Source organism: Murdochiella vaginalis (assembly GCF_902381775.1).
GTDB lineage: Bacteria > Bacillota > Clostridia > Tissierellales > Peptoniphilaceae > Murdochiella > Murdochiella vaginalis.
In genome coordinates, this window is the sequence record NZ_LR698969.1 from 1622677 (window position 1) to 1648025 (window position 25349).

Annotated in this window: 29 protein-coding genes, 2 tRNA genes and 1 other annotated feature; of the genes, 3 read left to right on the top strand and 28 right to left on the bottom strand. The window is 51.1% G+C overall.

Going from position 1 to position 25349, the window contains the following annotated elements; translation table 11 throughout:
- From FXY30_RS07270 to FXY30_RS07290, 5 genes are all read right to left on the bottom strand, one after another.
- Positions 1 to 1275 carry a TRAP transporter large permease gene (locus FXY30_RS07270; protein WP_071705973.1) on the bottom strand — a complete coding sequence of 425 codons (1275 nt, stop codon included), beginning with the start codon at positions 1273 to 1275 and terminating at the stop codon, positions 1 to 3.
- Entirely contained in the window at positions 1275 to 1763 is a 489-nt protein-coding gene (locus tag FXY30_RS07275) for a TRAP transporter small permease (RefSeq protein WP_197675360.1), read from the bottom strand. The genes FXY30_RS07270 and FXY30_RS07275 overlap by 1 nt, the downstream gene beginning before the upstream one ends.
- A gap of 62 nt (positions 1764 to 1825) precedes the next feature.
- Positions 1826 to 2944 (bottom strand): TRAP transporter substrate-binding protein, encoded by a 1119-nt coding sequence (locus tag FXY30_RS07280; protein ID WP_197675361.1) that lies wholly within the window; start codon positions 2942 to 2944, stop codon positions 1826 to 1828.
- 60 nt (positions 2945 to 3004) lie between these two features.
- Complete coding sequence (iolC, locus tag FXY30_RS07285; protein ID WP_071705975.1) at positions 3005 to 4021, bottom strand: 5-dehydro-2-deoxygluconokinase; 1017 nt, start codon at positions 4019 to 4021, stop codon at positions 3005 to 3007.
- Positions 4018 to 4863 (bottom strand): ketose-bisphosphate aldolase, encoded by an 846-nt coding sequence (locus tag FXY30_RS07290; protein WP_071705976.1) that lies wholly within the window; start codon positions 4861 to 4863, stop codon positions 4018 to 4020. Before FXY30_RS07290 ends, iolC begins: the two co-directional genes overlap by 4 nt.
- Positions 4864 to 5075: 212 nt before the next feature.
- Here FXY30_RS07290 and FXY30_RS07295 point away from each other — a divergent pair, with 212 nt between their 5' ends.
- A complete protein-coding gene (locus tag FXY30_RS07295) occupies positions 5076 to 5855 on the top strand; it encodes a DeoR/GlpR family DNA-binding transcription regulator (protein ID WP_071705977.1) in 780 nt (259 codons plus the stop codon).
- 211 nt (positions 5856 to 6066) lie between these two features.
- Here FXY30_RS07295 and FXY30_RS07300 read toward each other — a convergent pair whose 3' ends face one another.
- The 15 genes from FXY30_RS07300 to FXY30_RS07370 form a co-directional block, all read right to left on the bottom strand.
- Positions 6067 to 6843 (bottom strand): dimethylarginine dimethylaminohydrolase family protein, encoded by a 777-nt coding sequence (locus FXY30_RS07300; RefSeq protein WP_071705978.1) that lies wholly within the window; start codon positions 6841 to 6843, stop codon positions 6067 to 6069.
- Between the two features lie 137 nt (positions 6844 to 6980).
- Positions 6981 to 8000, bottom strand: a complete 1020-nt coding sequence (locus tag FXY30_RS07305; protein ID WP_071705979.1) for an electron transfer flavoprotein subunit alpha/FixB family protein — start codon at positions 7998 to 8000, stop codon at positions 6981 to 6983.
- Between the two features lie 12 nt (positions 8001 to 8012).
- Positions 8013 to 8798: an electron transfer flavoprotein subunit beta/FixA family protein gene (locus FXY30_RS07310; RefSeq protein ID WP_071705980.1), complete on the bottom strand. Its 786-nt coding sequence runs from the start codon at positions 8796 to 8798 to the stop codon at positions 8013 to 8015.
- Positions 8799 to 8806: 8 nt separating this feature from the next.
- Positions 8807 to 9946 carry an acyl-CoA dehydrogenase gene (locus FXY30_RS07315; RefSeq protein WP_071705981.1) on the bottom strand — a complete coding sequence of 380 codons (1140 nt, stop codon included), beginning with the start codon at positions 9944 to 9946 and terminating at the stop codon, positions 8807 to 8809.
- Positions 9947 to 10067: 121 nt separating this feature from the next.
- Positions 10068 to 10847 (bottom strand): enoyl-CoA hydratase-related protein, encoded by a 780-nt coding sequence (locus FXY30_RS07320; protein ID WP_071705982.1) that lies wholly within the window; start codon positions 10845 to 10847, stop codon positions 10068 to 10070.
- 2 nt (positions 10848 to 10849) lie between these two features.
- Entirely contained in the window at positions 10850 to 12037 is a 1188-nt protein-coding gene (locus FXY30_RS07325) for an acetyl-CoA C-acetyltransferase (RefSeq protein WP_071705983.1), read from the bottom strand.
- A gap of 207 nt (positions 12038 to 12244) precedes the next feature.
- Entirely contained in the window at positions 12245 to 13597 is a 1353-nt protein-coding gene (locus tag FXY30_RS07330) for an acetyl-CoA hydrolase/transferase family protein (RefSeq protein ID WP_071705984.1), read from the bottom strand.
- 226 nt (positions 13598 to 13823) lie between these two features.
- Positions 13824 to 14210: a 50S ribosomal protein L7/L12 gene (gene rplL, locus FXY30_RS07335; RefSeq protein WP_071705985.1), complete on the bottom strand. Its 387-nt coding sequence runs from the start codon at positions 14208 to 14210 to the stop codon at positions 13824 to 13826.
- Between the two features lie 49 nt (positions 14211 to 14259).
- Positions 14260 to 14799 carry a 50S ribosomal protein L10 gene (rplJ, locus tag FXY30_RS07340; RefSeq protein ID WP_071705986.1) on the bottom strand — a complete coding sequence of 180 codons (540 nt, stop codon included), beginning with the start codon at positions 14797 to 14799 and terminating at the stop codon, positions 14260 to 14262.
- Positions 14800 to 14817: 18 nt separating this feature from the next.
- Positions 14818 to 14956 (bottom strand) — a sequence feature (ribosomal protein L10 leader region).
- A 27-nt stretch (positions 14957 to 14983) separates the two neighbouring features.
- Positions 14984 to 15688, bottom strand: a complete 705-nt coding sequence (gene rplA / locus FXY30_RS07345; protein WP_071705987.1) for a 50S ribosomal protein L1 — start codon at positions 15686 to 15688, stop codon at positions 14984 to 14986.
- A 45-nt stretch (positions 15689 to 15733) separates the two neighbouring features.
- Positions 15734 to 16159, bottom strand: coding sequence for a 50S ribosomal protein L11 (rplK, locus tag FXY30_RS07350; protein WP_071705988.1), 426 nt, complete (start codon positions 16157 to 16159; stop codon positions 15734 to 15736).
- A gap of 75 nt (positions 16160 to 16234) precedes the next feature.
- Positions 16235 to 16774, bottom strand: coding sequence for a transcription termination/antitermination protein NusG (nusG, locus tag FXY30_RS07355; RefSeq protein WP_071705989.1), 540 nt, complete (start codon positions 16772 to 16774; stop codon positions 16235 to 16237).
- Between the two features lie 21 nt (positions 16775 to 16795).
- Positions 16796 to 16981: a preprotein translocase subunit SecE gene (secE, locus tag FXY30_RS07360; protein ID WP_071705990.1), complete on the bottom strand. Its 186-nt coding sequence runs from the start codon at positions 16979 to 16981 to the stop codon at positions 16796 to 16798.
- Between the two features lie 9 nt (positions 16982 to 16990).
- On the bottom strand, positions 16991 to 17140 hold the full coding sequence (gene rpmG / locus FXY30_RS07365; RefSeq protein ID WP_066922933.1) for a 50S ribosomal protein L33: 150 nt from the start codon (positions 17138 to 17140) through the stop codon (positions 16991 to 16993).
- Between the two features lie 152 nt (positions 17141 to 17292).
- On the bottom strand, positions 17293 to 17829 hold the full coding sequence (locus FXY30_RS07370; RefSeq protein ID WP_232009052.1) for an adenine phosphoribosyltransferase: 537 nt from the start codon (positions 17827 to 17829) through the stop codon (positions 17293 to 17295).
- A 110-nt stretch (positions 17830 to 17939) separates the two neighbouring features.
- Between FXY30_RS07370 and FXY30_RS07375 the strand changes: the two genes are divergently transcribed.
- Positions 17940 to 18013 (top strand) — tRNA-Pro (locus FXY30_RS07375).
- 184 nt (positions 18014 to 18197) lie between these two features.
- Here the strand turns inward: FXY30_RS07375 and dtd are convergent.
- Together dtd and FXY30_RS07385 are read right to left on the bottom strand one after the other, a co-directional pair.
- Entirely contained in the window at positions 18198 to 18644 is a 447-nt protein-coding gene (gene dtd / locus FXY30_RS07380) for a D-aminoacyl-tRNA deacylase (protein WP_071705991.1), read from the bottom strand.
- A 5-nt stretch (positions 18645 to 18649) separates the two neighbouring features.
- Positions 18650 to 19366 (bottom strand): transaldolase, encoded by a 717-nt coding sequence (locus FXY30_RS07385; RefSeq protein WP_071705992.1) that lies wholly within the window; start codon positions 19364 to 19366, stop codon positions 18650 to 18652.
- Between the two features lie 321 nt (positions 19367 to 19687).
- On the opposite strand from FXY30_RS07385, the gene FXY30_RS07390 reads away from it, so the two are divergent.
- Positions 19688 to 20308: a hypothetical protein gene (locus FXY30_RS07390; protein WP_071705993.1), complete on the top strand. Its 621-nt coding sequence runs from the start codon at positions 19688 to 19690 to the stop codon at positions 20306 to 20308.
- 85 nt (positions 20309 to 20393) lie between these two features.
- Here the strand turns inward: FXY30_RS07390 and FXY30_RS07395 are convergent.
- From FXY30_RS07395 to ispD, 6 genes are all read right to left on the bottom strand, one after another.
- Positions 20394 to 20467: transfer RNA gene (locus FXY30_RS07395), tRNA-Pro, on the bottom strand.
- 50 nt (positions 20468 to 20517) lie between these two features.
- Positions 20518 to 21768 (bottom strand): NAD(P)H-dependent oxidoreductase, encoded by a 1251-nt coding sequence (locus tag FXY30_RS07400; RefSeq protein ID WP_071705994.1) that lies wholly within the window; start codon positions 21766 to 21768, stop codon positions 20518 to 20520.
- Between the two features lie 15 nt (positions 21769 to 21783).
- Positions 21784 to 22842, bottom strand: a complete 1059-nt coding sequence (gene mreB / locus FXY30_RS07405) for a rod shape-determining protein (protein WP_071705995.1) — start codon at positions 22840 to 22842, stop codon at positions 21784 to 21786.
- A 3-nt stretch (positions 22843 to 22845) separates the two neighbouring features.
- Entirely contained in the window at positions 22846 to 24039 is a 1194-nt protein-coding gene (gene metK, locus FXY30_RS07410; protein WP_071705996.1) for a methionine adenosyltransferase, read from the bottom strand.
- 87 nt (positions 24040 to 24126) lie between these two features.
- Positions 24127 to 24618: a 2-C-methyl-D-erythritol 2,4-cyclodiphosphate synthase gene (ispF, locus tag FXY30_RS07415; RefSeq protein ID WP_071705997.1), complete on the bottom strand. Its 492-nt coding sequence runs from the start codon at positions 24616 to 24618 to the stop codon at positions 24127 to 24129.
- Positions 24611 to 25333: a 2-C-methyl-D-erythritol 4-phosphate cytidylyltransferase gene (gene ispD, locus FXY30_RS07420; RefSeq protein ID WP_071705998.1), complete on the bottom strand. Its 723-nt coding sequence runs from the start codon at positions 25331 to 25333 to the stop codon at positions 24611 to 24613. The genes ispF and ispD overlap by 8 nt, the downstream gene beginning before the upstream one ends.
- Positions 25334 to 25349 lie beyond the last annotated feature (16 nt).

The following is a 25349-nucleotide window of genomic DNA, read 5'->3' on the forward strand; positions in this document are numbered from 1 at the left end:
TCAGAATAGCAAGTGCGGCAGGAACAGGGCAATTTGCGGCACAAAGATAAACAGCAGAATCGACACGACAACCGCAATCAAATACGCCGGTAAGTACGGCAGGACATCCTTCATCTTCGCTTTCGCAATGCCCATCGTAATGAAGAGCACGCCTCCTACCGGAGGAGTCACGCCCGCATACACCAAGGTGATGACCATGATCAATGCAAACTGAATGGGCTCAATACCATACTGGGCAGCAACCGGCATTAAAATCGGTGCGCAGATAATGGTTGCGGACAAGGTTTCAATGAACATGCCGACAAAGAGCAAGAACAGCACCAAAAGGATCATGATGATGTACTTGCTGTCCGTCAAACCGGTGAAGAAGTTGATGATGAGCGCGGGGAACTGCTCATAGGCTACCAGCCAGCTGAAAATCGAAGCGCCGGCAACAATTAAGAGACACATGCCGGTCATGGATGCGGACTTGAGCAAAACGCCGGGCAGCATGCTCACTTTCAGCTTCTTGTAGACAAACATCGAAATAACAAACGCATAGATGCATGCGATCGCACCGGATTCGGTCGGCGTAAATAAACCGCCCACGATACCGCCGATGATGATGATAGGCATGATAATGGCAAAAAAACCGTCTTTCAGAGCTTGTCCTCGTTCTTTCCATGTATACTTTCTGCCACCCTTGATCTTCAATTTCTTTGCATAGTGATACGTAACAAATCCCGTACCGAAGGCGATAATGAGACCGGGAACCACGCCGGCCATAAAGGCTTCGCCAATGGAGAGGTTGGTCAGCGAACAATAGATGATCATCGTCAGACTGGGCGGGATGATCGGGCCAAGAGACCCCGCCGTTGCCTGAATAACGGCCGCTAAACCGCGCGGATAACCATCATTTATCATGGAAGGAATCAGCATCGATCCGACCGCAGCCGTGTCCGCTGCTGCCGATCCGGAAACACCGGCGAACAACGTACTGGTGCCGATATCCACCATGCCGATGCCACCCGTGATATGCCCCACAAAGGCCTTCGCAATATTCACGAGTTTCTCCGAAATGCCGCCCGCTTCCATCAATTCGCCGGCAAGCATGAAAAACGGGATCGCCATGAGGGAGAAGGAGTTGACGCCCGTAAACAGCTTTTGCGCCACCAACATCGGTGAAACGCTGCCGTCAATGAGGATGGCCAGCATCGAGCCAACGCCCAGAGAAAAGGCAATCGGTACGCCAATAAAGAGGCAAATTAAGAAAATGATAAACGCCATCAACAGCATTATTGCACCTCCTGTTCGATTGCGGTGCGATCGTCTTTATGCCGAAGATAGGAAGCAATCTCTTCAAAAATCATGAGCGCTCCTCCCACGGGAATACAGAGACTAACCAGCGACATCGGTAACTGCATAATGGGAGACGTTTCTCCTACAAGAGATTGGCAAACCAAAATACCAAAATAGGTCACCAACACCAAAAACAGCGTAGAAGCCAGAAATACCGCGGTATACATTATTTTCCATCTTTTTCCATGCTGTGCTTCGAGAAACAGATCGAAGCAAACATTGCGTCCATCGCGAATCGTAATCGCTCCGCCCAAATAAATCACCCACACAAACGCAAAACGTGAAAATTCATCCGCCCAGCGAATCGATGTGCTGAGGACAAAACGCGCAAAAACTTGTGCAGACACGACAATAACCACGAGGGCAAAAAAGAAGACGACGATTCCGTTCGTAATTTTTCGTAGTGTATCGAGTAGTTTCGTCATAATAAACCTTTCCGGTATACAGCAGGCTCTGCGACGTGGCAGAGCCTGCTTTTGTACCTCGCTTATTCGTAGGAATTTACGATGTCATAAACCTCTTTCAGATCATTCTTTTGAATGTAGTCTTCGTTATAGCTCTTTACGGCTTCGATGAAAGGCTTCAGATCCACTTCCGTAAACGTTGCGCCATCCTTCTTCAGTTCATCTTCCATGGCGGGGAAGAGTTTCTCGGTGTAGTGCAGGAAAACATCCAGTGCTGCATCCGCCGCTCGGTCAATAACCTGCTTCTGTGCATCCGACAAACCATCATAAATTTTCTTGCTCATGACGTAGTCCGTAAAGGTAAAGACGTGTTTCGTTTGTACATAGTTCTTCGCCACTTCATAGAACTTCTGCAATACCATGTACTCGGCATGACCTTCCAGGCCGTCCGCGACACCGGTCTGAACGGCGGTATACGCTTCACCGGAAGGGATTACCGTCGGGTTCGCCTGGAATGCGCGGAACGCGGCAATCGTATGCGGTGCCTCAGGCGTACGCATCGTAATACCTTTGAAGGATTCGAACGAGTTGATATTGGGGTCTTTCATCAAAGCATTACGGAAGTTGAGCGGCATAATGGATAAAAGGTGCATGCCGGAATCTTCAATCCATTCCGAAATGTCTTTGTTGATCTCTTTGCTTTTCGCCAGCTTAACCGCCTGGTCGCGATTTTTGATCAGATACGGCAGATCCAACATGCTCGCCTTGGGGTTATAGTTTGCCAAGAGCGCCGTGTCGGAGTTGGCAATGTCCAATGTTCCTTGCTGGGTTGCCTGCAACGCATCGGCCTGTCCGAAAAGCTGTCCGTTGCCATACACCGTAACCTTCATTTTGCCGTCCGAAAGCTTTTCAACCGCGTTTTTGAAGGCTGTCGCATAGACATAGTTCGAATCCATCTCGGTGCAGTGTGAGGAAAGCGTTAATGTCTTTTCTTCTACGTTTGCAACCGGATCGCCGGTTTCCAACGTCGCAAGTGCTTTTTCAATTTCTGCTTTGGCATCCCATTTCGCACCCGCATCCGTTTGTGTCCCGGTCTTGGTATCCGAGTTCTTGTCCTCCGCCGGCTTTTTCCCTCCACAAGCGGTTAGGCCGATCGCCAGAACAGCGACCATGAGTAGACCCCACATTTTTTTTGCTTTCATTCTTTTCTCCTTCCACTCTCTTTTCTTTTCGTTCCTGCTTTTTCGTTTCATTCCTGTCGGTTATACGCGTGCTACCATTTCACCATATTCCTCTTTTACACGAGCAATGAATTCTTGGAGTTCCTCCATCGTGGGCATATCAGCACTACAAGCGTGGCTGGCTACCAACATCGCTGCCTCTGCGCTGCCCATTTCCAAGCAGTCGATCATCTCCATTCCTTCAAACAAGCCATACAGGAAGGCGGCTGCGTAACCATCTCCGCCTCCAAAGCCTTTAAGGGCCTTAACCGGAAACGGTTTAATGGAATAGCTTTCGCCATCTTTGGTGTAGGCGGTCGATCCCTTTTTGCCATGCTTAATCACGACCACGGATGCGCCTTGGCTCAACCAGTAGTCCGCACTTTGGCGATCGTTCATACCTTGGGCGATCAATCTTTCCGCTTTGTCAAACTCTTCCCTGGAACCTAAGATGACATCTGAATGGGAAGCTACGATCGAGTAGTAAATCGCAATCTCATCCTCGTTTTTCCAAGAATATGCGCGGTAATCAATATCAAAGATGATTTTGGTGCCGTGCTTCAATGCCAGAAACATTGCTTTCAGCGCTGCTTCTCGCGAAGGCGATTCGGACAATGCTGTGCCGGAAATTTCAATCGCTTTTGCCTTTTTAATATAGTCTTCCGAGACCTCATCGACGTCGAGTTTTAAATCCGCCACCTCTTTACGGTACATGAGGATGCTGCTTTCGGTTTCGCTCAAAATCTCCGTAAAGGTAAGGCCGATCTTCTCGCCGCCCGTAGCGCGAACTACATTTGAGGTATCAATACCTTCTGCTTTAAAGGTGTTCTCGACAAAGGTTCCCATCTGATCATCCGAAATCTTGCCGATAAAGCCGACCTTTTTCCCTAATCTGGCCAAGCCGATGGCAATGTTGGAAGGGGAACCGCCAACATATTTTCGAAATTCCACGCTGTCCTCAAGCGGGCGATTGTAATCGATGGGATTAAAGTCCACGGCAATGCGCCCCAAGGCAATCAAATCGATGGAACGATCCTGCGGAAACTCGATATACTTCACGCTAATACCTCCTTGTTGTTGAAAACGGTGATGTGCCGTTTCACTTCTTCCTGTGCATGCTTTCGACCGTATTCATTGACCTGATAAAACGTACAAGAAGGGTTGTTCTTTAGAGCTTCTCGCAAACCTTCGACGTACGCATCGAGTACACCTGTCGCAATGTTGATCTTTCGAATGCCGTGATCGATGCAGGCCCGAAACTGTTCGGCGCTGATGCCGCTTCCACCGTGTAAGACCAGAGGGAAGGCGGATGCCCTCGCCAGCTGTTGCAAAAGCGGCATATTCAGCTTGGGTGTTCCCTTGTAATGCCCATGCGCATTGCCGATTGCAACGGCTAGCGCATCGACGTCGCATTCATTCGAAAACCTTTTCACGTCTTCCAAAGAAGTATATTGAACGGTTTCTACGTTGTCCGTCGCCTCTTTTCCGCCGATGGACCCGATTTCCGCCTCTACCGATGCTCCATATTGCCTCGCCAGCTCGGTAATGCGCTGTGTCTTGGCTATATTTTCGGCAATAGCGTTTCGCGAACCGTCATACATGACCGAGCTGAATCCTAAATCCAGCGCTTGGCGAATGGTGTCTTCGGTCAGTCCATGATCCAAATGCACACAGATCGGCACTTTTGCCTCCTCTGCCGCATGCACCATCATCGGGCCGAGATAGTGTAAGGGAGAATGTGCCAGTCTTCCTTCCGCAATCTGGATCACAATCGGAGTTTGCTTCTCTTCCGCTGCCGAAATGGTGGCCATCAAAATTTCCATGTTGGGTACCGTAAAACAGCCGACGGCGGAATTTTCTTTCTCTGCTTTTTCCAGCAGCGTTTTTAATGTAACCTTCAACCATTCCTCCTTTCTTATTGTGAGCTAATTGAGTGTTTTCTATTCAATATACTCATATACTACAAATGTTTTCCTATTGTGTCAATCTAATTTTTACGTTTTTACACCCTATTAACGCATTTCTATTGCCTATTTGTGGATGCTTATGGTAGATTGTGAGTAGATTTGGAGCAATATGTTCATAAATTAGAGCAGGTTGATAAGGACGAAACATGAAAAAAGAGCGCTTATTAGAGTTGGAAAAATTTATTGATCAAAACGGTCTTGTTACTATTGACGAATTGTGCGATCAATTTCAGGTATCTCTGAGCACGATTCGACGCGACCTAGATACGTTAGCTGCCGAAAAGAGTATTCAGAAAGTTTACGGCGGAGCACGATCAATAAAAAATACCGAAGAAGGTTCGTCCCTTCTGAAGTCGTACGACGAACGTCATTCTGCGCATGCCTTAGAGAAACAAATCATCGCTAAGCAGGCGGCTTCTTTCATCGAAGAAAATGACATCATTTTTATCGATACCGGCAGCTCAACGGTTCCCATTATGGATTTTCTCCGTCCATTTCATCATTTAACCATCATTACCAATAGTATTTTGGTGTTATTACGCGGGCTGGAATATCCCAATCTAACGGTTGTAGGACTGCCCGGACTTGTAAAAAGCAAAACAGCTTCTTTGGTTGGAGCCTCATGCCTTGAAGCTATTGAAGCCTATAACTCTGTGTTAAAGTCCTTTATGGCTTGCTCAGCCATTGACCTCGCCCATGGCGCAAGCAACTCCTCTTTAGAAGAATTTGAGATCAAAAAAAAGATTATTGCCTACAGCCATAAAAAATATCTTCTGGTGGACCATTCCAAGTTCGACCACGTCGCCCTAAAAACTTTTGCCGAAATTCAGGATTTTGACGGCATTATTACCGATGTAGCTCCCCGGCAAGAGTACGTGCAACATTGTGATGCAAATCAGGTTCGTTTATATATTGCTAATGTGTAAAGAAAGCAGATAACGCACGGCATAAACAGATATTCCTATGTTCCATGATTGGCGGAAAAGTATTACCACGATTGGCTGTTTTTTATTACCACGATTGGCGGATTTTTATTACCACGATTGGCGGAAATTCATTGCCATACGTAGCAAATACGGATAACTATCACGAATGAAAAACCACGTCTTTCCATCGAAGACGTGGTTTTCTTTCTCTCTAAAATCGTAGGGAAAGACAGGTCAAACTGCCGTCAATTTTTTTGAACTCGTCGGTATCCACCACTTTGACCGGATAACCCCTAGTTTCAATATGCTTCTGTGTAATCGGATTGCCCTTGGGAACCAGTACCGTACCATTGATCCATAAACTGTTGATGGCGTATAGCTCCTCACGCGGAACGACAAAGCGATCAAAATCGGCAAAGGCCTCCTGCTCGTTCATTGCTTCGCTCACCAAAAGATCGCGATGGTCCAAATACACGGCAAAATCCTTCAGATGCAGACCTTCCGTCACGGGAACGGCCGTAACGCTGTAGCCGAAAGGAGCCACGATGTCGGAGAACTGACGTACGCCTTCCGCATTCGTGCGCTCGGAAAGCCCGATATAAAACTGCTTGCCCACTTGTAAGACATCTCCCCCTTCCATGTTTCCCGGAGGAGTAAGCGCAAAAATATGTTCAGGAGAATAATACTTTTCCAGGGCAGCGATAATTTCCTCTTTTTCGCCATGGCGCGATGGCGCCGGAGAATTGGTTACGATAGCGCATTCCTTCATAACCACTGCCGGATCTTCCACAAAACACGAATCAGGGTATTGTTCCAGCGGTTCTAACACCAGCACCTCCACACCCAGTTCCTGTAGTGCGGAAACATAGGCAGCATGCTGCAACAATGCTTTTTCATATACCGGCGTTTTCGTGCTGAACATGCCGGTCGTAATACCTTCCACCATAGATCGGGCAGGTTTGCGAACAATGGCGTTATGATACTTCATGTTGACTCCTTTCGTATTTTTCCTTCGTCTTACCTTATCAAACGAATCGAAACGCCGCAATCACAAAAACGCCCTGCACACGGGAGTACAGGGCGTTTGCTTATCGAGAACGCGTCTTAAGAAGAGCTTCGTTCGGTTTATTGCTCCGCGCTCTTCGCACGGTCTTCTTTCACCTTCTCGGTCAGCTTCGGCACAATCTGGAACAGATCACCAACTATGCCGACGTCCGCGACGTTAAAGATCGGGGCCGCAGAGTCTTTGTTGATCGCGATGATGTAATCGGATTCTTCCATACCGGCCAAGTGCTGGATCGCGCCGGAGATACCGCAGGCGATGTAGAGCGTCGGACGGACGGTTTTTCCGGTCTGACCGACCTGAATTTCCTTGGGTGTCCAACCGGCATCTACCGCAGCACGGGAGCTGGAGACTTCGCCGCCGAGGGCATCCGCCAGATCCTGCAAAATCTTGAAGTTTTCCGGGCCGCCCATACCACGGCCGCCGGAAACCAGGATTTTCGCTTCCTGAATGTCCACCTTCTTGTGAACGGCTTTGACCACATCTTCAATCTCCACAAAGCACTTATTCTTCTCGATCGGCTTCGTGTAGGCAATGATCTCGCCCTTGCGGTTGTGATCGCGAATTTCCTTGACCATAACGCCCGGACGAACCGTCGCCATTTGCGGACGATGGTTGGAGCAAAGAATCGTCGCCATGAGGTTGCCGCCGAATGCCGGACGGGTCATGCGCAGTTCTTTATTTTCCGGATCGATTTCCAGCTTGGTGCAGTCTGCTGTAAGACCGGTGTGAATGCGACCGGCAAGGCGCGGTCCCAGATCGCGGCCAATGGCGGTTGCGCCAACCAGCATCGCTTCCGGTTTATATTCGTTGATGACGTTGGCGAGCACCTGTGTGTACGGCTCGGTGCGATAGTATTTGAGTTCTGGATCATCCGCAACGATGACGCGATCCGCGCCGTATTCGATGAGCGTTTGGGCCAGATCCGCCATGTTTTCGCCGACGAGAACGGCCGTAACGTTGGTATTCAGATCTTTGGCCAATTCGCGGCCTTTACCGATTAATTCCAACGAAACATTGGTCAACTTTCCTTCCACCTGCTCGGCAAAGGTCATGACCCCTTTATAATCCTGTAAATTCATCCCTGACCTCCCTTACAGTACGTACTTATCATGCAGACGATCCAAAATGAACTGGACCGATTCATCGACGCCCTTTTCAATCTTCATACCCGGCGCCTTAACCGCCTTCGGGAAAGACTGCGCCACGCGCGTCGGCGATCCGGCAAGACCGATATTGGAGTCTTCCACGGGTACGTCCGCACGGGTCCAGCGGGTTATTTCATAGTTATCAAAGGCATCGAAGATGGCGCCCGGCGTCATATAACGCGGGGAGACTGCCTCCTGCAAAGCCGTAACAAGGCAAGGCATCTTAGCGCGAACCATGTGGTAGCCGTCATCATACTGACGCTTAACAAGAACGCTGTCGCCATCCACTTCCAAGCTTGCTGCATAGGAAATGTTAGGAATGCCGAGGTGCTCGGACATTTCCGGGCCGACCTGCGCCGTATCGCCATCGATCGCCTGACGACCGCAAATGATCAGGTCGTAGTCAATTTTTGAAACCGCAGCGGCAATCGTCGAAGAGGTCGCCCATGTATCCGCACCGCCGAAAGCACGGTCGGTAACCAGATACGCATCGTCCGCGCCCATGGCGAGCGCTTCGTGCAGAATGGCTTCCGCCTGCGGCGGTCCCATGGAAACTACGTCAATGTGCGTATCCGGCGTTTTATCTTTGATGGAAAGCGCAAATTCCAGCGCCGCTTTATCATCCGGATTCATGATCGAGGGAACGCCATCGCGAATGAGGGTGCCCTTTACCGGATCGATGCGCACCTCATTGGTATCCGGCACTTGTTTAATGCAAACTACAATTTTCATGATTCCTCCTATTTCAACAGGTCGCCACCGACCACCATGAGCATAACTTCCGACGTGCCTTCGTAGATTTCCGTGATCTTGGCATCACGCATCATGCGTTCCACATCGTAATCCACCATGTAGCCGTAGCCGCCGAGCAGCTGAACTGCGCGATTCGTGACCCAAGAAGCTGTACGAGCCGCTTTCAGTTTTGCCGTAGCCGCTTCGACGCTGTAGCGTTTCTGCGTATCTTTTGCGATGGCCGCGCGATAGACAAGCATGCGAGCCGCCTGTACTTCAATTTCCATCTCCGCCAGCTTGAACTGGGTGTTCTGGAACTTAGCAAGCGGACGTCCGAACTGTTTACGCTCTTTAACGTACTCTTTGGCGATATCCAGCGCGCCCTGTGCAATGCCCAGCGCCTGCGCGGCGATACCGATACGGCCGCCGTCCAGCGTACCCATCGCGATACCGAATCCCTTGCCCTCTTTGCCGACCAAGTTTTCCTTCGGGACACGTACGTTGTTGAAAATCAATTCGCGAGTGGAGGAGGCGTGAATGCCCATCTTGTCTTCGGCAATGCCGAAGGAGAAACCTTCCATGCCCTTTTCCAGGATGAAGCAGGAAATGCCGTGGTTGCCTTTGGTGCGATCCGTCATGGCAAAAATGCAGTACACATCCGCATAGCCCGCGTTCGTGATAAAGATCTTGGAGCCGTTGATGACATATTCCTCACCGTCCAACACCGCCGTCGTCTGCTGACCGGCTGCATCCGTACCAGCTTCCGGTTCGGTCAGACCGAATGCGCCTAACTTTTCGCCTTTGGCCAGCGGAATGAGATATTTCTGTTTTTGTTGTTCGGAACCGAATTTTTCGATCAGGCTCGCGCAAAGTGAGGTATGTGCGGAAACAATAACGCCCGTCGATGCGCAATGACGAGACAACTCTTCAACGCACATAGCGTATGTAAGCGTGTCACAACCCTGTCCGCCGTATTCCTTCGCAAAGGGAATGCCTAAAAATCCGTATTTCGCCATCTTGGCGACCGTTTCTTCCGGAAAACGATGCTCTTTATCGATTTCCTGGGCAAGCGGCTTCACCTCTGCCAGAGAAAAGTCACGAAACAGCTGTTGCGCCATCTTGTGCTTTTCACTTAACGTAAAATCCATTCTTTCCTCCTCCATGTGTCAGGTTCCTGCTTTCCCCACGGAAAGCACGCCAATCTTGTTAAAAATTTATCCCATAAGCTCAAGAGGAAGAGACCCGAAAACGGGTCTCTTCGTTCCCCGCTTATTGATTGGTAAAATGTTTCTCTTTTCGCTTTTCTAAGAAAGCGGTCATGCCTTCGACCTGATCGTGCGTCGTAAAGCAATTTGCAAAGGCATCCACTTCCCTCTTGAGGCCTTCTTCCAAAGGAAGGTCCATGCCTTTCTGTAGCGCCGCTTTGGTCTTTCGAACCGCGATGGGAGCGTTCTTGGCAATGGTCTCTGCAAGCTTCATCGCCTGTGCCATCAGTTCTTGTTGCGGAAAAACCGCGCTCACCAAACCGATGCGCAAGGCCTCTTCTGCATTGATGGTACGTCCCGACAAGAGCATTTCATTGGCTTTGGACCGCGAGCCGATCAGACGCGCTAAACGCTGTGTTCCGCCAAAGCCGGGTGTAATGCCCAGGCCGACTTCCGGTTGCCCGAAGATCGCGTTTTCCGAGGCATAGCGGATATCGCAGCTCATCGCAAGCTCATTGCCGCCGCCAAGCGCATAACCGTTTACCGCTGCGATCACAGGAACAGGCAAAGTCTCCAGCTTTCGCATAATCCGATGGCCTAATTCCGCATAGGACCGGGCTTCCGTTTCCCCCAAATCCTTCATCTGCGCAATATCGGCACCTGCCACGAACGCTTTATCGCCCGCGCCCGTCAGGATGACGACACGCACCGCCTCCAGGTCAATCGCATCAATGGTGTCCTCTAATTCCTGAAGCTCTGCGCTATTTAAAGCGTTCAGTGCCTCCGGACGATGTAACGTGAGAATCTCGATCTCGCCTCTTCGCTCACGTTGAATGATGCCCATACTTATTTCACTTTCCGCACAACAGCTGCACATCCCATGCCGCCGCCGATGCACAGTGTTGCCAGACCCAGATCCGCTTCCTCGCGACGCAGCATCTCATAGATCAGTGTTGTCAAGATACGAGCGCCCGAGCATCCCACCGGATGGCCAAGTGCAATAGCGCCACCATTGACATTGACTTTGTTTTCATCCAGCTTTAATTCTTTCACCACCGCTACGGATTGTGCCGCAAAGGCTTCGTTAGATTCCACCAGGTCAAAGTCGGTCGGTTTGATATCCAGACGCTTGCAGATCTTCTTGGTGGCTTCGATGGGGCCAACGCCCATGATTTTTGGCTCGACGCCGGCGAGTGTTCCACCCAACCATTCCACTTGCGGTTTAAGGCCCAATTCCTTCATCTTCTCTTCGGAAACGAGGATCATGGCCGATGCGCCGTTGTTAATACCGGAGCTGTTGCCGGCTGTCACAATGCCGTCTTTCTTGAAGGCCGGACGTAACTTTGCCAAAATTTCCGGCGTTTGGCCTTCGCGAATGCCCTCATCCGTATCGAAGGTGATGGTTTCTTTCTTGAGTTTGATCTCCATCGGAACAATTTCATCCTTAAAGCGGCCGGCATTGCGTGCTTCTTCCGCACGGTTCTGACTTCTTGCCGAGAAGGCATCCAGTTCCTCGCGCGTGATGCCGTATTTTTCCGCTACGTTTTCCGCCGTGATGCCCATGTGGAAATCGTTAAAAGCATCCCACAACGCATCATTCACCATGGTATCCACGATCGTGGCGTTATTCATGCGATAGCCGAAACGGCCTTTCATCATGGCATACGGTGCCATGGCCATGTTTTCGGTGCCGCCGGCGATGACAATATCCGCTTCGCCTGTTTGAATCAGACGCGCCGCAGTGTTTACCGCTTCGAGGCCGGAGCCGCAGACTACATTCAGCGTTACCGCAGGAGTCTCAACAGGCAGTCCGGAATTGATTGCAACCTGTCTGGCCACGTTTTGACCCTGACCGGCCTGTAATACGTTTCCCATGTACACGAAATCCACTTGTTCCGGTTTTACGCCGGCGCGTTTCATGGCTTCCCGAACGACAACTTCTCCCAGTTTGACCGCCGGTGTGTCCTTTAATACACCCGACATGGTGCCGATTGCCGTACGAACGGCGCCGGTAATAAATACTTTACGTGTCATGTTTCCCCCTTCACTCTCGTTTGAATGGCCTTGTTTTCCTTTGCAGACAGGCCACGGTTTAGACGGTACAAAAGCCGTCACGCCTATCCTTTATTCTATCGCTTTCCCGCACGCTGTCAAATCATTCACAATGATGTCGTGCGCCGGGTTCCCCTTTCTTGCACGGTATTTGACCGTATCGGCAAACCCCTTGACCGCTTATTTTTTTTAGCGTTTATTGCTGTTTCGCCAGATATGCAGGCGCTCCGCTTCCTGAATGAGGTCTTCGCGCATATCCGGATGGGCAATGCTGATAAGTGCTTCCGCACGCTGCCAGGTGGATTTTCCCTTCAGATTGACGATTCCGTATTCGGTTGCCACATAGTGTGTGGTGGTACGCGGATCCGTCACGATCGTTCCGGGGCTTAGCGTCGGGACAATACGGCTCTGCATATTGCCCTGTTTGTCGGTGCGAGAAGACTGGAATGCCGTAATGGATTTTCCGCCTTTAGACATGTAAGCGCCCATGACAAAGTCCAACTGTCCGCCCGTTCCGGAAATCTGGTTAATGCCGCCCGATTCGGCGTTGACCTGTCCGAACAGGTCGATTTCGACGCAGTTGTTGATGGCAATGAAATTGTCCATTTGGGAAACCACATACGGATCATTGACATAGTCCACCGGAGCCGTTGCCAACACCTGGTTGTGATCCATCCAGTCATACAGTTCCTTGGAACCCAGAGAGAAGGAGAATACCTGTTTCCCACGATGAATTTCTTTCTGCATGCCGGTTACGACGCCGGATTTCGTCATGGCCATCATGGAATCCACGTACATTTCGGAGTGAATGCCGATATCTTTTAAGTCTGATTCCGCGATTTTGTAGCCCAACGCATTCGGCATGCCACCGATGCCCAATTGCAGAGTGGCGCCGTCCACGATCTCCTTAATGAGCATGTCGGCAATTTTTTCATCCGTCGCATCCGGCTGAATGGTGGGGATGGTATCGATCGGTTCATCCGATTCCACCACCGCGTGCACTTCGGTGATATTGATATAATCGTCACTTAAACCGTACACCACCGGCATATTCTTATTGGCTTCCACAATGACATACTTCGCGCGCTTAATCGCTTCCCTCGTGGAAGCAATGCACGGGCCAAGGTTGAAATTTCCATTTTGATCCATGCCGCACGTCTGAATAAAGAGCACGTCAACGGTTTCGACATCGTCCGCACGGCGATACATTTCCGGCTGTTCGGCATAGCGCATCGGAATGAAAAACGCGCGCGCTTCCCGCGCCATGCGACGATCCTGGCCTTGCATAAACCAGCTGTTCCAGACGAAAACGTCCCGGTTCAGGCGCTTATTGGCTTCTAAAATCTGAATGGGATGGTAAATCAGATAGCCGCGCACAAAAACTTCATTGAGTTCTTCGGCTCGCTTAGCAAGGGCTTTGTCCAACAAGTTCGGTACAGATAGTGCATGCGCATAATCCAGCCACATGCCATCTTTCACAATTTTGACCGCCTCCTCGGGAGTGGTCAGCTTCTCCTCATATTGCTTACGATAGTCGATCATACCTTCTCCTTCCCTGCGTTTTTATCGGAAACGCGATTCCGAAAAACGTTATCCTCATAAACCACTCTGTATTTACCCTTTCAAACTATTTCCACACCCCAAAAGTCCTCAAAAGTAGATAAAAATCCTCGCCTTTTATCTGCTCGAGGAACCTTTTGTGCACAAAAAAAGGGTTGTGTCGAATGCAACCTGCACTCGACACAACCCTTGCGAAAACAAAGTTTTCTTACTTGACCTCGACTTCAGCGCCGGCTTCTTCCAGCTTCGCTTTGATCGATTCCGCCTCGTCCTTGGAGACCTTCTCTTTAAGAGCTTTCGGCGCTTCGTCAACGAGCGCTTTGGCTTCTTTCAGGCCCAGGCCCGAAACTTCTTTGACAACTTTGATGACGTTGATCTTCGAGGAGCCAGCGCTCTTCAGGATAACGTCAAATTCCGTCTGTTCTGCTTCCGCAGCACCGGCAGCAGCACCGGCAACCGGAACAGCAACGGCAGCAACCGGAGCGGCAGCCGAAACGCCGAATTCTTCTTCCAATGCGGAAACCAGTTCGGACAATTCCAGAACGGTCAATTCTTTCACTTGATCAACTAATGCAGTAACTTTTTCAGATGCCATGATATTCCTCCTAATGGTCTAACAACAGGTTGCCGAAAACGCTAAGCGATTAAGCGGCTTCTTCTTCTTTTTTCTCTTTGACAGCGTTGAGCGCATAAACCGCTTTGCGCAGGATGCCTTGCGAGGCATTGGCCAGACCGGAAATGGGGCCTTGTAGGCCACGCAGAACCATGCTGAGCAACACTTCTTTCGCCGGCAGTTTCGAGAGCGCGACCATTTCTTCGCCGCTCATCGCATGACCATCCATGTATCCACCGAGGATTTGAAACTTCTCTTTGTTATCCTGCGCGAATTTGGCCGCAATCTTCGGACCGTCCACCATCTCTTTGTTGGAGAAGATAAACGCGTTCGGGCCGTTGAGCAGGTCATCCAGCTCTGTGACGCCCAAATCATTGAAGGCGCGACGCACCATGGTGTTTTTATAGACCTTGTATACGACGTCTTCTGCACGGAACTGGTTGCGCAAATCCGTGATGCTTTCCACGGTAATGCCGTTATACGCGACAACGGTCACCGACTGCGCCTGTTCAATCGCTGCTTTGATCTCTTCGACCACCGCTTGCTTTTTTTGCAGTGTCTGTTCTTTCATTCGTTTCACCTCCTTCGGCTACAAATTGAAAATCTCCCGGCACGACGCACCGGGAGAGGAAAAGCATATCATTCCCACCTCGACAGGAAATTAAGCCGGAAACATACTCGTCATGCTTCGTGGCACCTGTGGTCTTCGGTAGCCGAATAGTAGATTAGCACAGGACGTGCTTTTTCGCAAGTTGTTATTTGCCAAGCTCCATCAACGCTGTGGTCTCCAGCGCAATGCCGGGGCCCATCGTATTGGCAACGGTGACGGATTTCAGATACTTGCCCTTTGCGGATGCCGGTTTCGCTTTCACGATCGCCGCCAGAACCGCCTTCAAGTTTTCGCTGATCTGTTGAGCGTCGAAAGAAGCCTTGCCGACAAGCACGTGAACAATGTTCTGTTTATCGGTACGATATTCGACTTTACCGGCTTTCACGTCTTTAACTGCCTGCGCGACATCCATGGTGACCGTGCCGGCCTTCGGGTTCGGCATTAAGCCGCGGGGGCCGAGGACACGACCGATGCGACCAACCTGGCCCATCATGTCCGGCGTGGCAATGGCAACGTCAAAATCCATCCAGTTTTCTTTCTGAACCTTTTCCACCAGGTCTTCCCCGGCGAAATCCGCACCGGCGGCAATCGCTTCATCGGCTTTCGCGCCCTTGGCGAAGACGGCGACGCGCACGGCTTTGCCGGTACCGTTCGGCAATGCAACCGTGCCGCGGACTTGCTGATCGGCATGGCGGGAGTCAACGCCCAGGCGAGCGTGCAGCTCGATGGTTTCGTCAAACTTGGCCGTTGCCGTTTTCTTTAACAACTCGGATGCTTCATCAATGGAATAGGTCTTCGTCGCATCGATGAGCTTTGCTGCTTCGATATATTTTTTGCCTCTCTTCGGCATAAGATCCTCCTTGTGGTACGAGCGGAAATTCCTCCCACTGCTCCATTATTCTTCGACGGTAATTCCCATCGAACGCGCTGTTCCGGCAACCATGCTCATCGCCGCTTCCAACGAAGCCGCGTTCAGATCCGGTTTCTTGAGCTCCGCGATCTTCTGTAACTGCGCTTTGGTAATCTTGCCGACTTTTTTCTTGTTGGGTTCACCCGAAGCAGCCTGCAGGCCCAGTTCCTTTTTAATAAGAACCGCAGCCGGCGGTGTTTTGGTGATAAAGGTGAAGGAGCGATCCTGATAGACCGTCATCACCACCGGGATAATCAAACCCTGCTTATCCGCGGTTTGCGCATTAAATGCCTTTACAAACTCCATAATGTTGACGCCGTGAGGACCGAGCGCGGTACCGACCGGCGGTGCCGGGGTTGCTGCGCCGGCGGGAATTTGCAATTTGACAATCGCACTTACTTTTTTAGCCATAGTATCCTCCTGGGATTTCTATCGTGGTCAGAGCGGGGAGTTCCCCCTCCCACTAACGACTATTGCATCGATACGCTATAGCGTCTCGATGTCGTCATAGGACAACTCGACGGATGTTTCACGCCCGAACATGTTAATGAGCGCTTTGATCGTCTGTTTATCCGATTGTACTTCTTCGACTTCTGCGGAAAAACCAGCAAAAGGGCCGAAAATAATTTCGATCGCATCGCCCGGCGAGACGTGAATCTCGCGCTGTGCCATCTGCTCACGTACGCCAAACTGTGCGACTTCGCGTGCGGTGAGCGGAATCGGATCCGATCCGGGGCCGACAAACCCCGTAACGCCATTGGTGTTGCGGATCAGGAACCAGGACTTCGGGGTGATGTTCATTTTCACCAGCACGTAGCCCGGCAGAATTTTGCGTTCCTTAATCACGCGTTCGTTATTACGAACCTCTGTGTACTTTTCCATCGGAACACGCACGTCAAATACATCTTTGTCCTGCTTGTTCTCGATAATCATTTCGATCTTATCTTTTACTTTATTTTCGTATCCGGAATACGTATGAATGACATACCATTTTCCTTCCAGGGTGTCTTTTTCCTGTTCCGACATCATTTCCCCCCATTCTACGAATTAAATGACAAGACCGACCAACCAACCATAAATCAGATCAAGTATCCAACCGAACGTTGCAACCACAGCGGCGATCACCAGCACGATGAGCGTGTACTGCACGACTTCCGGAGCGGTGGGCCACTGGATCTTACGCATTTCTGCGCGCATGCCGTCAATGCGGCTCGGCGCCTTCTTCTCTGCCATAGATCCTCCTTACTTCGTTTCGCGATGCAGGGTGTGCTTTTTGCAGAACGGGCAGTACTTGTTCAGTTCAATACGTTCCGTATTGTTCTTTTTGTTTTTGGTGGTATCGTAGTTTCTGTTCTTGCATACAGTGCAAGCCAATTTCACTTTATCAGCCATTGTTTCCTCCTACTCCCAAAATCGTATCCCTCTTTCGCCTGCCAACGAAGGACGCCTGTCGGTACTTTTTTGCGCACTCAAAAAAGCCTATCCCGACGGATACGTTTCATCAGTGTATCACGACTCTGTTCTCGGCGCAAGTCGGGGTTGCCTTAATTGGTCCAGGTCAACAGCGCCTTTACCTTATAGCCGGCCTCTTCCAGCACTTTTCTTCCGCCGAGATCGGTTAACTCGGTCAGGAAAAGCGTTCCGGCAACCACGCCGCCTGCGGCTTCAACCAATTCGCAGGCCGTCTTCGCCGTGCCGCCGGTGGCCAGAAGATCGTCCATAACGAGTACACGTGCGCCATCCGGTATCGAATCACGATCCACCTCAATCGCCGCTTCCCCATATTCCAAGGTATAGGATTTCTTGATCAAGTTTCCGGGTAATTTCCCCGGCTTTCGTGCCATAATAAATCCTTTGTGTAAGAGGGCTGCAACGGGCACACCTACGATGAAACCTCGAGATTCCGTTCCCAGCACATAATCAAAATCCCATTCCTTGGCCGCATCGGCAAGTTGTTCCACCATGGCCTTCAGGGCATCCGCGTCCGACAAAATCGTCGTGATATCTTTATAGCTGATGCCCGGGCCCGGAAAGCCCTCAATCACGCGCATCTTTTTCTTTAAATCCATTTGCTTTGTCATCCTATTCTCCCGGCTTTCGCCTGTTCCGTTTCCCCCTCCATACCGGCTGCACACAGAAAAATTTGTTTCCCGCCGAAAACTGTGGTACAATTCCATGGTCAGCAATTCGACGGGGTGTAGCGCAGCTCGGTAGCGCGCCTGCTTCGGGAGCAGGAGGCCGGAGGTTCAAATCCTCTCACTCCGATTTTTCTATGTAAAAGTGTTGAAATCAAGCCATTCTTGTCATGGAATGATACGGTTTTGATACTACATTTTGAAACCGGGACAATTGTCCCGGTTTTTTCTTTCTTTATATCGCCATTCACGTTTCATTAGTATGGAAAGATCCGTCGTCTTGTTCCTTTTCTTGCGCCGGACTCCTGCTTCCATCACAGCTCCGCGGTATCGATCCAAAGCGTAAAGGGGCCGTCATTAACGGACGAGACGAGCATGTCCGCGCCGAAGCGGCCGGTCTGTACGTCGGGCAAATCTGCCTTAACCAACGTTACCATCTCATTATAAAGTTCCTCGGCCCATGCGGGCGGTGCAGCCGTCGCAAAGCTGGGACGATTTCCCTTCTTAATGGATGCATAAAGGGTAAACTGGGAAACCAACAAAACGTTCCCCTGTACCGCCGCCAAATCAAGGTTGGTCTTTCCTTCGCTATCCATGAAGACGCGTAGCTTGCGGATTTTTGTCCACAAACGGGCCACTTCTTCTTTCGTATCATTGGGGCCGACGCCCAAATAGAGGAGATAGCCGCGGTCGATGGCACCTACAATCTCACCATTGATGGTCACCGATGCCTCTTTAACGGTTTGTAATACGGCACGCATGGCGCTTACTGAATGGTAAAGCCAAGGTCAGCGATATCGCGATTAAAGCCGATCACCGTATCCACGGAAAGCTGTTCCGGCGTTTTGTCCCCGATTTTGGCAAGCTTCTGCAATACGCCGTCCGGGCAGGTGATGATATCAACGCCCAGGCGCTCGGCTTCATACACATTCCACACTTCGCGCGTGGAAGCCCACAGTAAGCGAACATGATCGTATTTTTTGCAGATTGCAGACGCTTCCGTCATGACGGGAATGGGATCCAACCCGTTGTCGGCCAAGCGCCCTGCAAAAATGGAAACATAAGTGATAGCCTTGTCGCTGACCGCTTCGACGATCGCTTTTGTCTGCGCGACGGAATACACTGCGGTCACATTCAGATTTACGCCTTCCGCGGAAAGACGAGAAATCAGGGGGAGCATGCTCTCGCCCTTCGTGTTTACGACAGGAATCTTCACAAAGACATTTTTGCCCAGCGCCGCAATTTTACGCGCTTCCTGTTCCATAGTTTCCATATCGTCGGCAAACACTTCAAACGAAAGCGACAAATCCGGAATCGCCTCGACGACTTTCTTGGCATACGGCGTATAATCCTCCACCCCCGCCTTTTTCATCAGCGACGGATTGGTCGTAAAACCATCCACCAGACCGCTCTCGTACTGCTTTTTCATTGTTTCCAGCACTGCGCCGTCTGCAAAAATCTGCACGCCAAAATCCTTAAACATCGTTTCTCCTTTCTCCTAAGACCAAGGTTTCCTAAAGGATATCCTTGTAAAACACCTTTTCACGAAACGCCATCTTTGCAGCTCTTTCTTATCGGTCAAGATGTCCTGCCTGCTGCTTCATTTTAGCAGAAGGCGTACCTTCGCTCAATGTAAAGAACTGGGTCGGGACAATCCGGGATGCCGACAATGCGCACCATTCACGTCTTACAAGAGATTAGAGCAGTTGGCGTTGCCACGATGACTTTCGATAAGATTTACAATGTATCCCGTTCCGATGCGCTACGATAGAGATGAGAAAAATAGAAGACAAAGGAGGAAACGATGAAAAAGGGGTTCCTACTCATGGGAATAGTACTATTTGCACTCACCGGATGCCATTCGGACACGGCGGATCGCAAGGTGAGTGGAGAAAACGAAGAATTGCGCCAAGAAGTATCCCTGTTAACTGCCGAGAAAGAATCCCTGGAAACAGCGCTTGCGAACGAAAAGGCGCAACAATCATCGGAAGCGGAAGCCGAAAAGGCCAAAAACAATGTGAAACTGAGCGCCGGCCAGCCGTGGACAGTCGATGGGCTCTTTACGTTGCAGGTGGATTCGGTCAAGGCCATCGCCGAACGCAATACGTATACCGCTAAAAACCCTGCCCAGGTGGTACTGATCACCTATACCTATCAGAACATCGGCTATGTAAATAATGACCAAGAGCTCTATCTCGCGCCCAGTCATGTCGTGGACAGCAGCGGCGAAATGGCCAGCCCGTATCCCGCGGACATTGACGTCTATCCGCAGCCGACACCTGTCGGCGCCAAGATGGTAGGAGCGCAGGCCGCGTTTAGCTTAAATCACGTCAGCAAAGAAATCCTGATCTCTTTTGAAACGTACGACCGCACGAAAGGAAGACTCACGGCGACGTTTACTTTGCCGGTTTCGAGTGAAGAGTAATCGCTTCGACAAGAGTCCCGATCATACAGACATTTCAAAAAGAAAACCGCCTGAAACCATTGATTTCAAGCGGTTTTCTTAGCTATCGGGGTGACAGGATTTGAACCTGCGACCTCATGGTCCCAAACCACGCGCGCTACCGAACTGCGCCACACCCCGAAAAGCAGGGTTATTCTACCATACTTCCACCCTGCTGTCTTATGAACTTGTTAGCCGATGAGGGAGTCCTGAAGGCTGCGCAGACGATACACCTGCGTGGACGGATCCAGCTCGACGTCTTCTTCCGTCAGAACGCTGTCTTTGGCGATGTTTCGTTTGGCAATGGCGTTGCCCACCAAAAGGCCGATAGGAATATGGCGTTCCCGTTTCTGCGTTTCATGCGTTTCGATGCGTCCACGTACACAGAAGCCGCCAATACCGTCGATAAGTTCGCCCTCTGCAATATCTTTCTTCGCCACGGCCACCGTCTCTGAAACCGGCTTGTCCAGCTGCACGATGGCCGCCTGTTTATGCAGCACCGCACGCGCGACGGTCAGCGGTGTTTCCAGGCTGCCCAGGTGGAAGGGACGATAGAGAATATGGTGTTCACGCTCGCCTTTTTTCAACATGTAATTCATTTCGGCGGCAACCTGCGCATTTTGCCCCTTGACGATCACGAAAACGCCGGGAGCAATGCCGTCCACATAATCGACTACACCGAAGCGATTGAGCACACCGCCTTCACGAACCAGATCAAACTGTTTTACGGTCTCATCCAGATCGCCTGTAATGCCGTGCATGCCCTCCACATCGGGAACAAATCCCGTGGCATTGGAAAGAAGCGTCATCTCCGCCATGGTCTTGGTGCCATCCTGGAAGGATGCCAACATGTGCGGATTCATCCCGCGTTCTTCGGCTTCCTGTCGCGCCGTATCCGGATTGGCATAGGGCTTGAGTTTATTGTTTTTTCCTTTGCCGGCGACGAGAACCTCCATGCCCATGGCGCGGGCAAAGTTGAAAAGGCTGAACGTAGCAGCGGGTTCGTCTCCGTCCGAGCCGGTGTAAACCAGGCCTGCCGCATCAAAGAGCTGTTTCATCAGCACGCCGATGGTAATGTCCACTTCGACATTGAGAAGAACCAGATGTTTTTTTGCTAAAAGCGTAGCCATCGATACCCGTGCGCCGATTTCTGTCATGCCGGTCGCTTCGACAACCACATCCACCTCTTTCGAGCGGACGACCTCGTTATAGTCCGTGCTGGTGATGATATTGTGCTGATCCTGTGACTCGGCAAGGTACGTGCGCTTCGCTTGTTCCGCGCGCTCCGCCGCCACATCACAAATGCCGGTAACGCACATGCCGGGGATGGTGGAAATCTGCGCAATCATGCCCGTTCCCATCTGTCCGGCGCCGATGACTCCCACGCGAATCGGATGTCCTTCCTGTTCCCGTTGCAGAAGTTCTTCAAACAAGTTCGACATATTTTCCTCCTTTTATCACCGCTTGCGCAGGATCTCTCGGTTCATTACCTGTTGTCTTGTTTTTTCCGCCAATAAATCTTCACTGGTACGCATGCGACGAATCCAGGTTAAGGCTTTGCCGGTACCGCGTACAACCGCGCTGATGGGCTGCTCGACATAATTCACTCGAAGGCCACAGCGCTTTTGAATGGCTTCGCTAAGGCCGCGCACCAACGATCCTCCTCCGGAAAGCAGAAGCCCCTGATCATAGAGATCCGAAGAAAGCTCCGGCGGTGTTTGTGCCAACACGCGATGCACCGTCTCGGCAATCGCCGTAAATTGCGGTGCAAGCGCTTCATCCAGATCACTTTTTGTCATATACACTCGCGCCGGGAGTCCGTCGGCACGATGACGTCCCTTCACTTCCAACCGCTCCGGCGCATCGAGGGCGAGAACGGAACCTAAACGCAATTTAATGTCTTCGGCCGTTTGTTCGCCGATCATCACCTGATGTTGCTCCAGAATGTAACGTGCAATAGCGGCATCAAACGCATCGCCTGCCACGGTTGTCGATTCGGCAACGACAATGCCACCGAGCGAAATCAATGCCACATCGGTCAGTCCGCCGCCAATGTCAACGACGAGGGTTCCACGCGGATCGGAGACCTCCACACCGGCGCCTAATGCTGCCGCCAAGGGCGCCTCAATGAGAAAAATCCGATGCGCACCGCCCGCTGTAGCAGCTTGCAAGATTGCACGCTTCTGCACTTGCGTCGCACGCGAGGGAACGCTGATCATGATATCCGGGTGCAACAGACTTTTGTCGACAGCCCGATGGAGAAAGGCCCCCAGCATTTTTTCCGTCGCGCGATAATCCGACACCACGCCCCCTTGTAGGGGATGACAGGCAAGGATGTTTCCGGGGGTGCGGCCCAACATTTTTTTTGCTTCTTCCCCTATCGCCACAATGGAATCGGTATAAATGTCCAGCGCAACCACAGAAGGTTCCTGAAACTTCACTCCTTCCGCCCGGGTAAACACAAGAATCGTTGTCGTGCCGATATCAATCGCTACATTTTTTCGTAACCAAGCCATGGTCTACTCCAAGTATTTCTTTAATGTCTCCACCTGATCCAGTTCTTCCCAAGAATAACGGTTGTCCGTGCGTCCAAAATGGCCATATGTCGCCGTGTGCGCATAGATTGGTCGGCGCAGATCCAATTTCTTGATGATGGCTGCCGGACGAAAGTCAAACACCTCTTGCACAATTTTTAAGAGCTGTTCGTCCGCAAGTTTTCCTGTTCCAAACGTATCAATGGAAATGGAAAAGGGCTCCGCACGGCCGATCGCGTAGGCCACGCAAATTTCCGCCTTCTCGGCCAAGCCGGCCGCCACAATGTTCTTGGCCACATAGCGCGCATAGTACGCTGCCGAGCGATCCACCTTTGTGGGATCCTTTCCGGAAAAGGCGCCACCGCCGTGATGCCCCGCGCCGCCGTAGGTATCAACAATAATCTTTCGTCCGGTCAAGCCGGTATCCGCGTTCGGTCCGCCCAGTTCAAAACGCCCCGTCGGATTGACGAAAAATTTCGTATGCGAGTCGATCATCAGCGGATCCAGGCATTCTTTGACCACGTGATCCCAAAGGGCTTCTTTTATCTCTTTTTGATCGGCCTGATCGTCGTGTTGCGTGGAAATGAGAATCGCGTCAATGCGCTTGGGACGATCCTGCTCGTCGTATTCCACGGAAACCTGTGTCTTACCGTCCGGGCGCAGATGCGGCACAATGCCCTCGCGGCGGACTTTGGCCAGACGCTTTGCCAGCTGATGCGCCAGCATGAGAGGCATGGGCATGAATTCCGGCGTTTCCTTCGTAGCATAGCCGAAGACCATTCCCTGATCGCCGGCTCCTTCGCCGGATAGCTGTTCGGATTCTCCTTCGCGTGCCTCTTCGGAACGCATGACGCCGCAGGCAATGTCCTGGGACTGTTCGCGAATGGTCGTAATGATGGCACAATGTTCAGCGTCAATGCCGCTGTCCGCATCCGTATAGCCGATCTTGCGCAGGGTTTGACGCACGATGGCGTTAATGTCCACATCCGCTTTGGTGGTTAATTCACCCATCACAAAGATAATGCCGGTGGACGCCATTACCTCACAGGCGCAGCGGGATTGAGGATCCTGCCGCAACACTTCGTCCAGAATCGAGTCGGCGATCTGGTCGCAAATTTTATCGGGATGTCCTTCTGTGACGGATTCCGCCGTGCGGATACGCCCTGTATTCTCTTCCATTTCTTCCCCTTCTCTATTTTTCCGGTTTTTCCTTCCGGGTTTTCTTCTCTTCCTTCTCACACAGCCATTGTATCGCCTTTTTCGACATTACACCGAACGAAGCAATAAAACCTGTGCCATGCAACTGATTCCCTCTTCGCGGCCGACAAAGCCGAGATGTTCCGTAGTCGTCGCTTTTACGGCAACCTGCGTCACATCACAGCCGAGCGTATGTGCAATCGCTTCGCGCATGGCCGGAATATAAGAAGCTAATTTGGGCCGTTGCGCCATTATCACGCTATCGATATTGCCAATCCGATACCCCTGTTTGGAAACCAAGTCCATCACCTGTCGCATCAAAAGCAAGGACGAAATGCCCTCATATTGCGGATCGGTGTCCGGGAAGTGCTGGCCGATATCCCCGAGAGCCAACGCACCGAGAAGCGCATCGTTGATGGCATGCACCAAACAATCGGCATCGGAATGGCCAAGCAGCCCCTTTTCAAAGGGAATTTCCACTCCACCCAGAATAAGCTTTCTTCCTTCGACCAACTCATGCACGTCATAGCCGAGGCCCGTGCGAAACGCGATATCATTCATCTAAATCCTCCCGTTCCGTCACAATGCGCTCCCCGAAGAGCAGATCCATGGGCGTGGTGATCTTGATGTTTGCCTCGTCTCCTTCCACCGTGGCCACCTTGCCGCCGAAAATTTCGACCATTTGTGCATCATCCGTAATAGGGATCTCTTCCCAGATCGCCTTTTCATAAGCATCAAGCAATACCGACTTTTTAAACATTTGTGGCGTCTGGGCGCTGAAAAGATGCGCGCGATTGGGCGTGTTTTGAATCACGCCCTTTTCATTCACGAATTTAATCGTGTCCTTCATCGGCAAAACGCAGATTGTTCCGTCCACGTCGCCCCTCTCGATGCGAGAAAGACAACGCCGTATGACGGCCGAGGAGACAAAGGGCCTTGCTCCGTCATGAACAGCGATAATATCCGTTTCTTCGGGCAAATGCGCCAGGCCCATTTTCACGCTATCCTGCCGAGTCGGGCCGCCAAGGCAAACCGTTACACGAGAAAAATTCTCCCCGAACACCTGGGGGAGAATATCTTTTTGTACGGTTTGTAAAATGTCTTCCTTGACAACGACGACATACGCATCAAATACACCCGATCGGTGCAAGGCGCGCAAGGCGCGTTGCAGTACCCGACCGCCGTCGATTTCAATGAGCATCTTATTTTTTCCGTTGCCCATGCGCGTGCCTAAGCCCGCGCCGGTCACCACAGCTGTCACAAACGGTCGTTGCATGATTTCCTCCGCAGTT

Excerpts from the sequence above, each read along its gene's own strand:
- ispD (WP_071705998.1), bottom strand. The coding sequence starts at position 25,333 with ATGCAACGACCGTTTGTGACAGCTGTGGTGACCGGCGCGGGCTTAGGC.
- FXY30_RS07275 (WP_197675360.1), bottom strand. The coding sequence starts at position 1,763 with ATGACGAAACTACTCGATACACTACGAAAAATTACGAACGGAATCGTC.
- FXY30_RS07310 (WP_071705980.1), bottom strand. The coding sequence starts at position 8,798 with ATGAAAATTGTAGTTTGCATTAAACAAGTGCCGGATACCAATGAGGTG.
- rplK (WP_071705988.1), bottom strand. The coding sequence starts at position 16,159 with ATGGCTAAAAAAGTAAGTGCGATTGTCAAATTGCAAATTCCCGCCGGC.
- FXY30_RS07400 (WP_071705994.1), bottom strand. The coding sequence starts at position 21,768 with ATGTCGAACTTGTTTGAAGAACTTCTGCAACGGGAACAGGAAGGACAT.
- FXY30_RS07280 (WP_197675361.1), bottom strand. The coding sequence starts at position 2,944 with ATGAAAGCAAAAAAAATGTGGGGTCTACTCATGGTCGCTGTTCTGGCG.
- rplA (WP_071705987.1), bottom strand. The coding sequence starts at position 15,688 with ATGCCGAAGAGAGGCAAAAAATATATCGAAGCAGCAAAGCTCATCGAT.
- FXY30_RS07385 (WP_071705992.1), bottom strand. The coding sequence starts at position 19,366 with ATGTTTAAGGATTTTGGCGTGCAGATTTTTGCAGACGGCGCAGTGCTG.
- dtd (WP_071705991.1), bottom strand. The coding sequence starts at position 18,644 with ATGCGTGCCGTATTACAAACCGTTAAAGAGGCATCGGTGACCATCAAT.
- FXY30_RS07330 (WP_071705984.1), bottom strand. The coding sequence starts at position 13,597 with ATGATCGACTATCGTAAGCAATATGAGGAGAAGCTGACCACTCCCGAG.
- ispF (WP_071705997.1), bottom strand. The coding sequence starts at position 24,618 with ATGAATGATATCGCGTTTCGCACGGGCCTCGGCTATGACGTGCATGAG.
- metK (WP_071705996.1), bottom strand. The coding sequence starts at position 24,039 with ATGGAAGAGAATACAGGGCGTATCCGCACGGCGGAATCCGTCACAGAA.
- FXY30_RS07370 (WP_232009052.1), bottom strand. The coding sequence starts at position 17,829 with ATGACAAAGCAAATGGATTTAAAGAAAAAGATGCGCGTGATTGAGGGC.
- FXY30_RS07315 (WP_071705981.1), bottom strand. The coding sequence starts at position 9,946 with ATGGATTTTACGTTAAGTGAAAAGCACAAGATGGCGCAACAGCTGTTT.
- rplL (WP_071705985.1), bottom strand. The coding sequence starts at position 14,210 with ATGGCATCTGAAAAAGTTACTGCATTAGTTGATCAAGTGAAAGAATTG.
- rpmG (WP_066922933.1), bottom strand. The coding sequence starts at position 17,140 with ATGGCTGATAAAGTGAAATTGGCTTGCACTGTATGCAAGAACAGAAAC.
- mreB (WP_071705995.1), bottom strand. The coding sequence starts at position 22,842 with ATGGCTTGGTTACGAAAAAATGTAGCGATTGATATCGGCACGACAACG.
- secE (WP_071705990.1), bottom strand. The coding sequence starts at position 16,981 with ATGGCAGAGAAGAAGGCGCCGAGCCGCATTGACGGCATGCGCGCAGAA.
- nusG (WP_071705989.1), bottom strand. The coding sequence starts at position 16,774 with ATGTCGGAACAGGAAAAAGACACCCTGGAAGGAAAATGGTATGTCATT.
- FXY30_RS07325 (WP_071705983.1), bottom strand. The coding sequence starts at position 12,037 with ATGACACGTAAAGTATTTATTACCGGCGCCGTTCGTACGGCAATCGGC.
- FXY30_RS07390 (WP_071705993.1), top strand. The coding sequence starts at position 19,688 with ATGAAAAAGGGGTTCCTACTCATGGGAATAGTACTATTTGCACTCACC.
- FXY30_RS07295 (WP_071705977.1), top strand. The coding sequence starts at position 5,076 with ATGAAAAAAGAGCGCTTATTAGAGTTGGAAAAATTTATTGATCAAAAC.
- FXY30_RS07305 (WP_071705979.1), bottom strand. The coding sequence starts at position 8,000 with ATGAATTTACAGGATTATAAAGGGGTCATGACCTTTGCCGAGCAGGTG.
- rplJ (WP_071705986.1), bottom strand. The coding sequence starts at position 14,799 with ATGAAAGAACAGACACTGCAAAAAAAGCAAGCGGTGGTCGAAGAGATC.
- FXY30_RS07300 (WP_071705978.1), bottom strand. The coding sequence starts at position 6,843 with ATGAAGTATCATAACGCCATTGTTCGCAAACCTGCCCGATCTATGGTG.
- FXY30_RS07270 (WP_071705973.1), bottom strand. The coding sequence starts at position 1,275 with ATGCTGTTGATGGCGTTTATCATTTTCTTAATTTGCCTCTTTATTGGC.
- FXY30_RS07320 (WP_071705982.1), bottom strand. The coding sequence starts at position 10,847 with ATGGGCATCATTCAACGTGAGCGAAGAGGCGAGATCGAGATTCTCACG.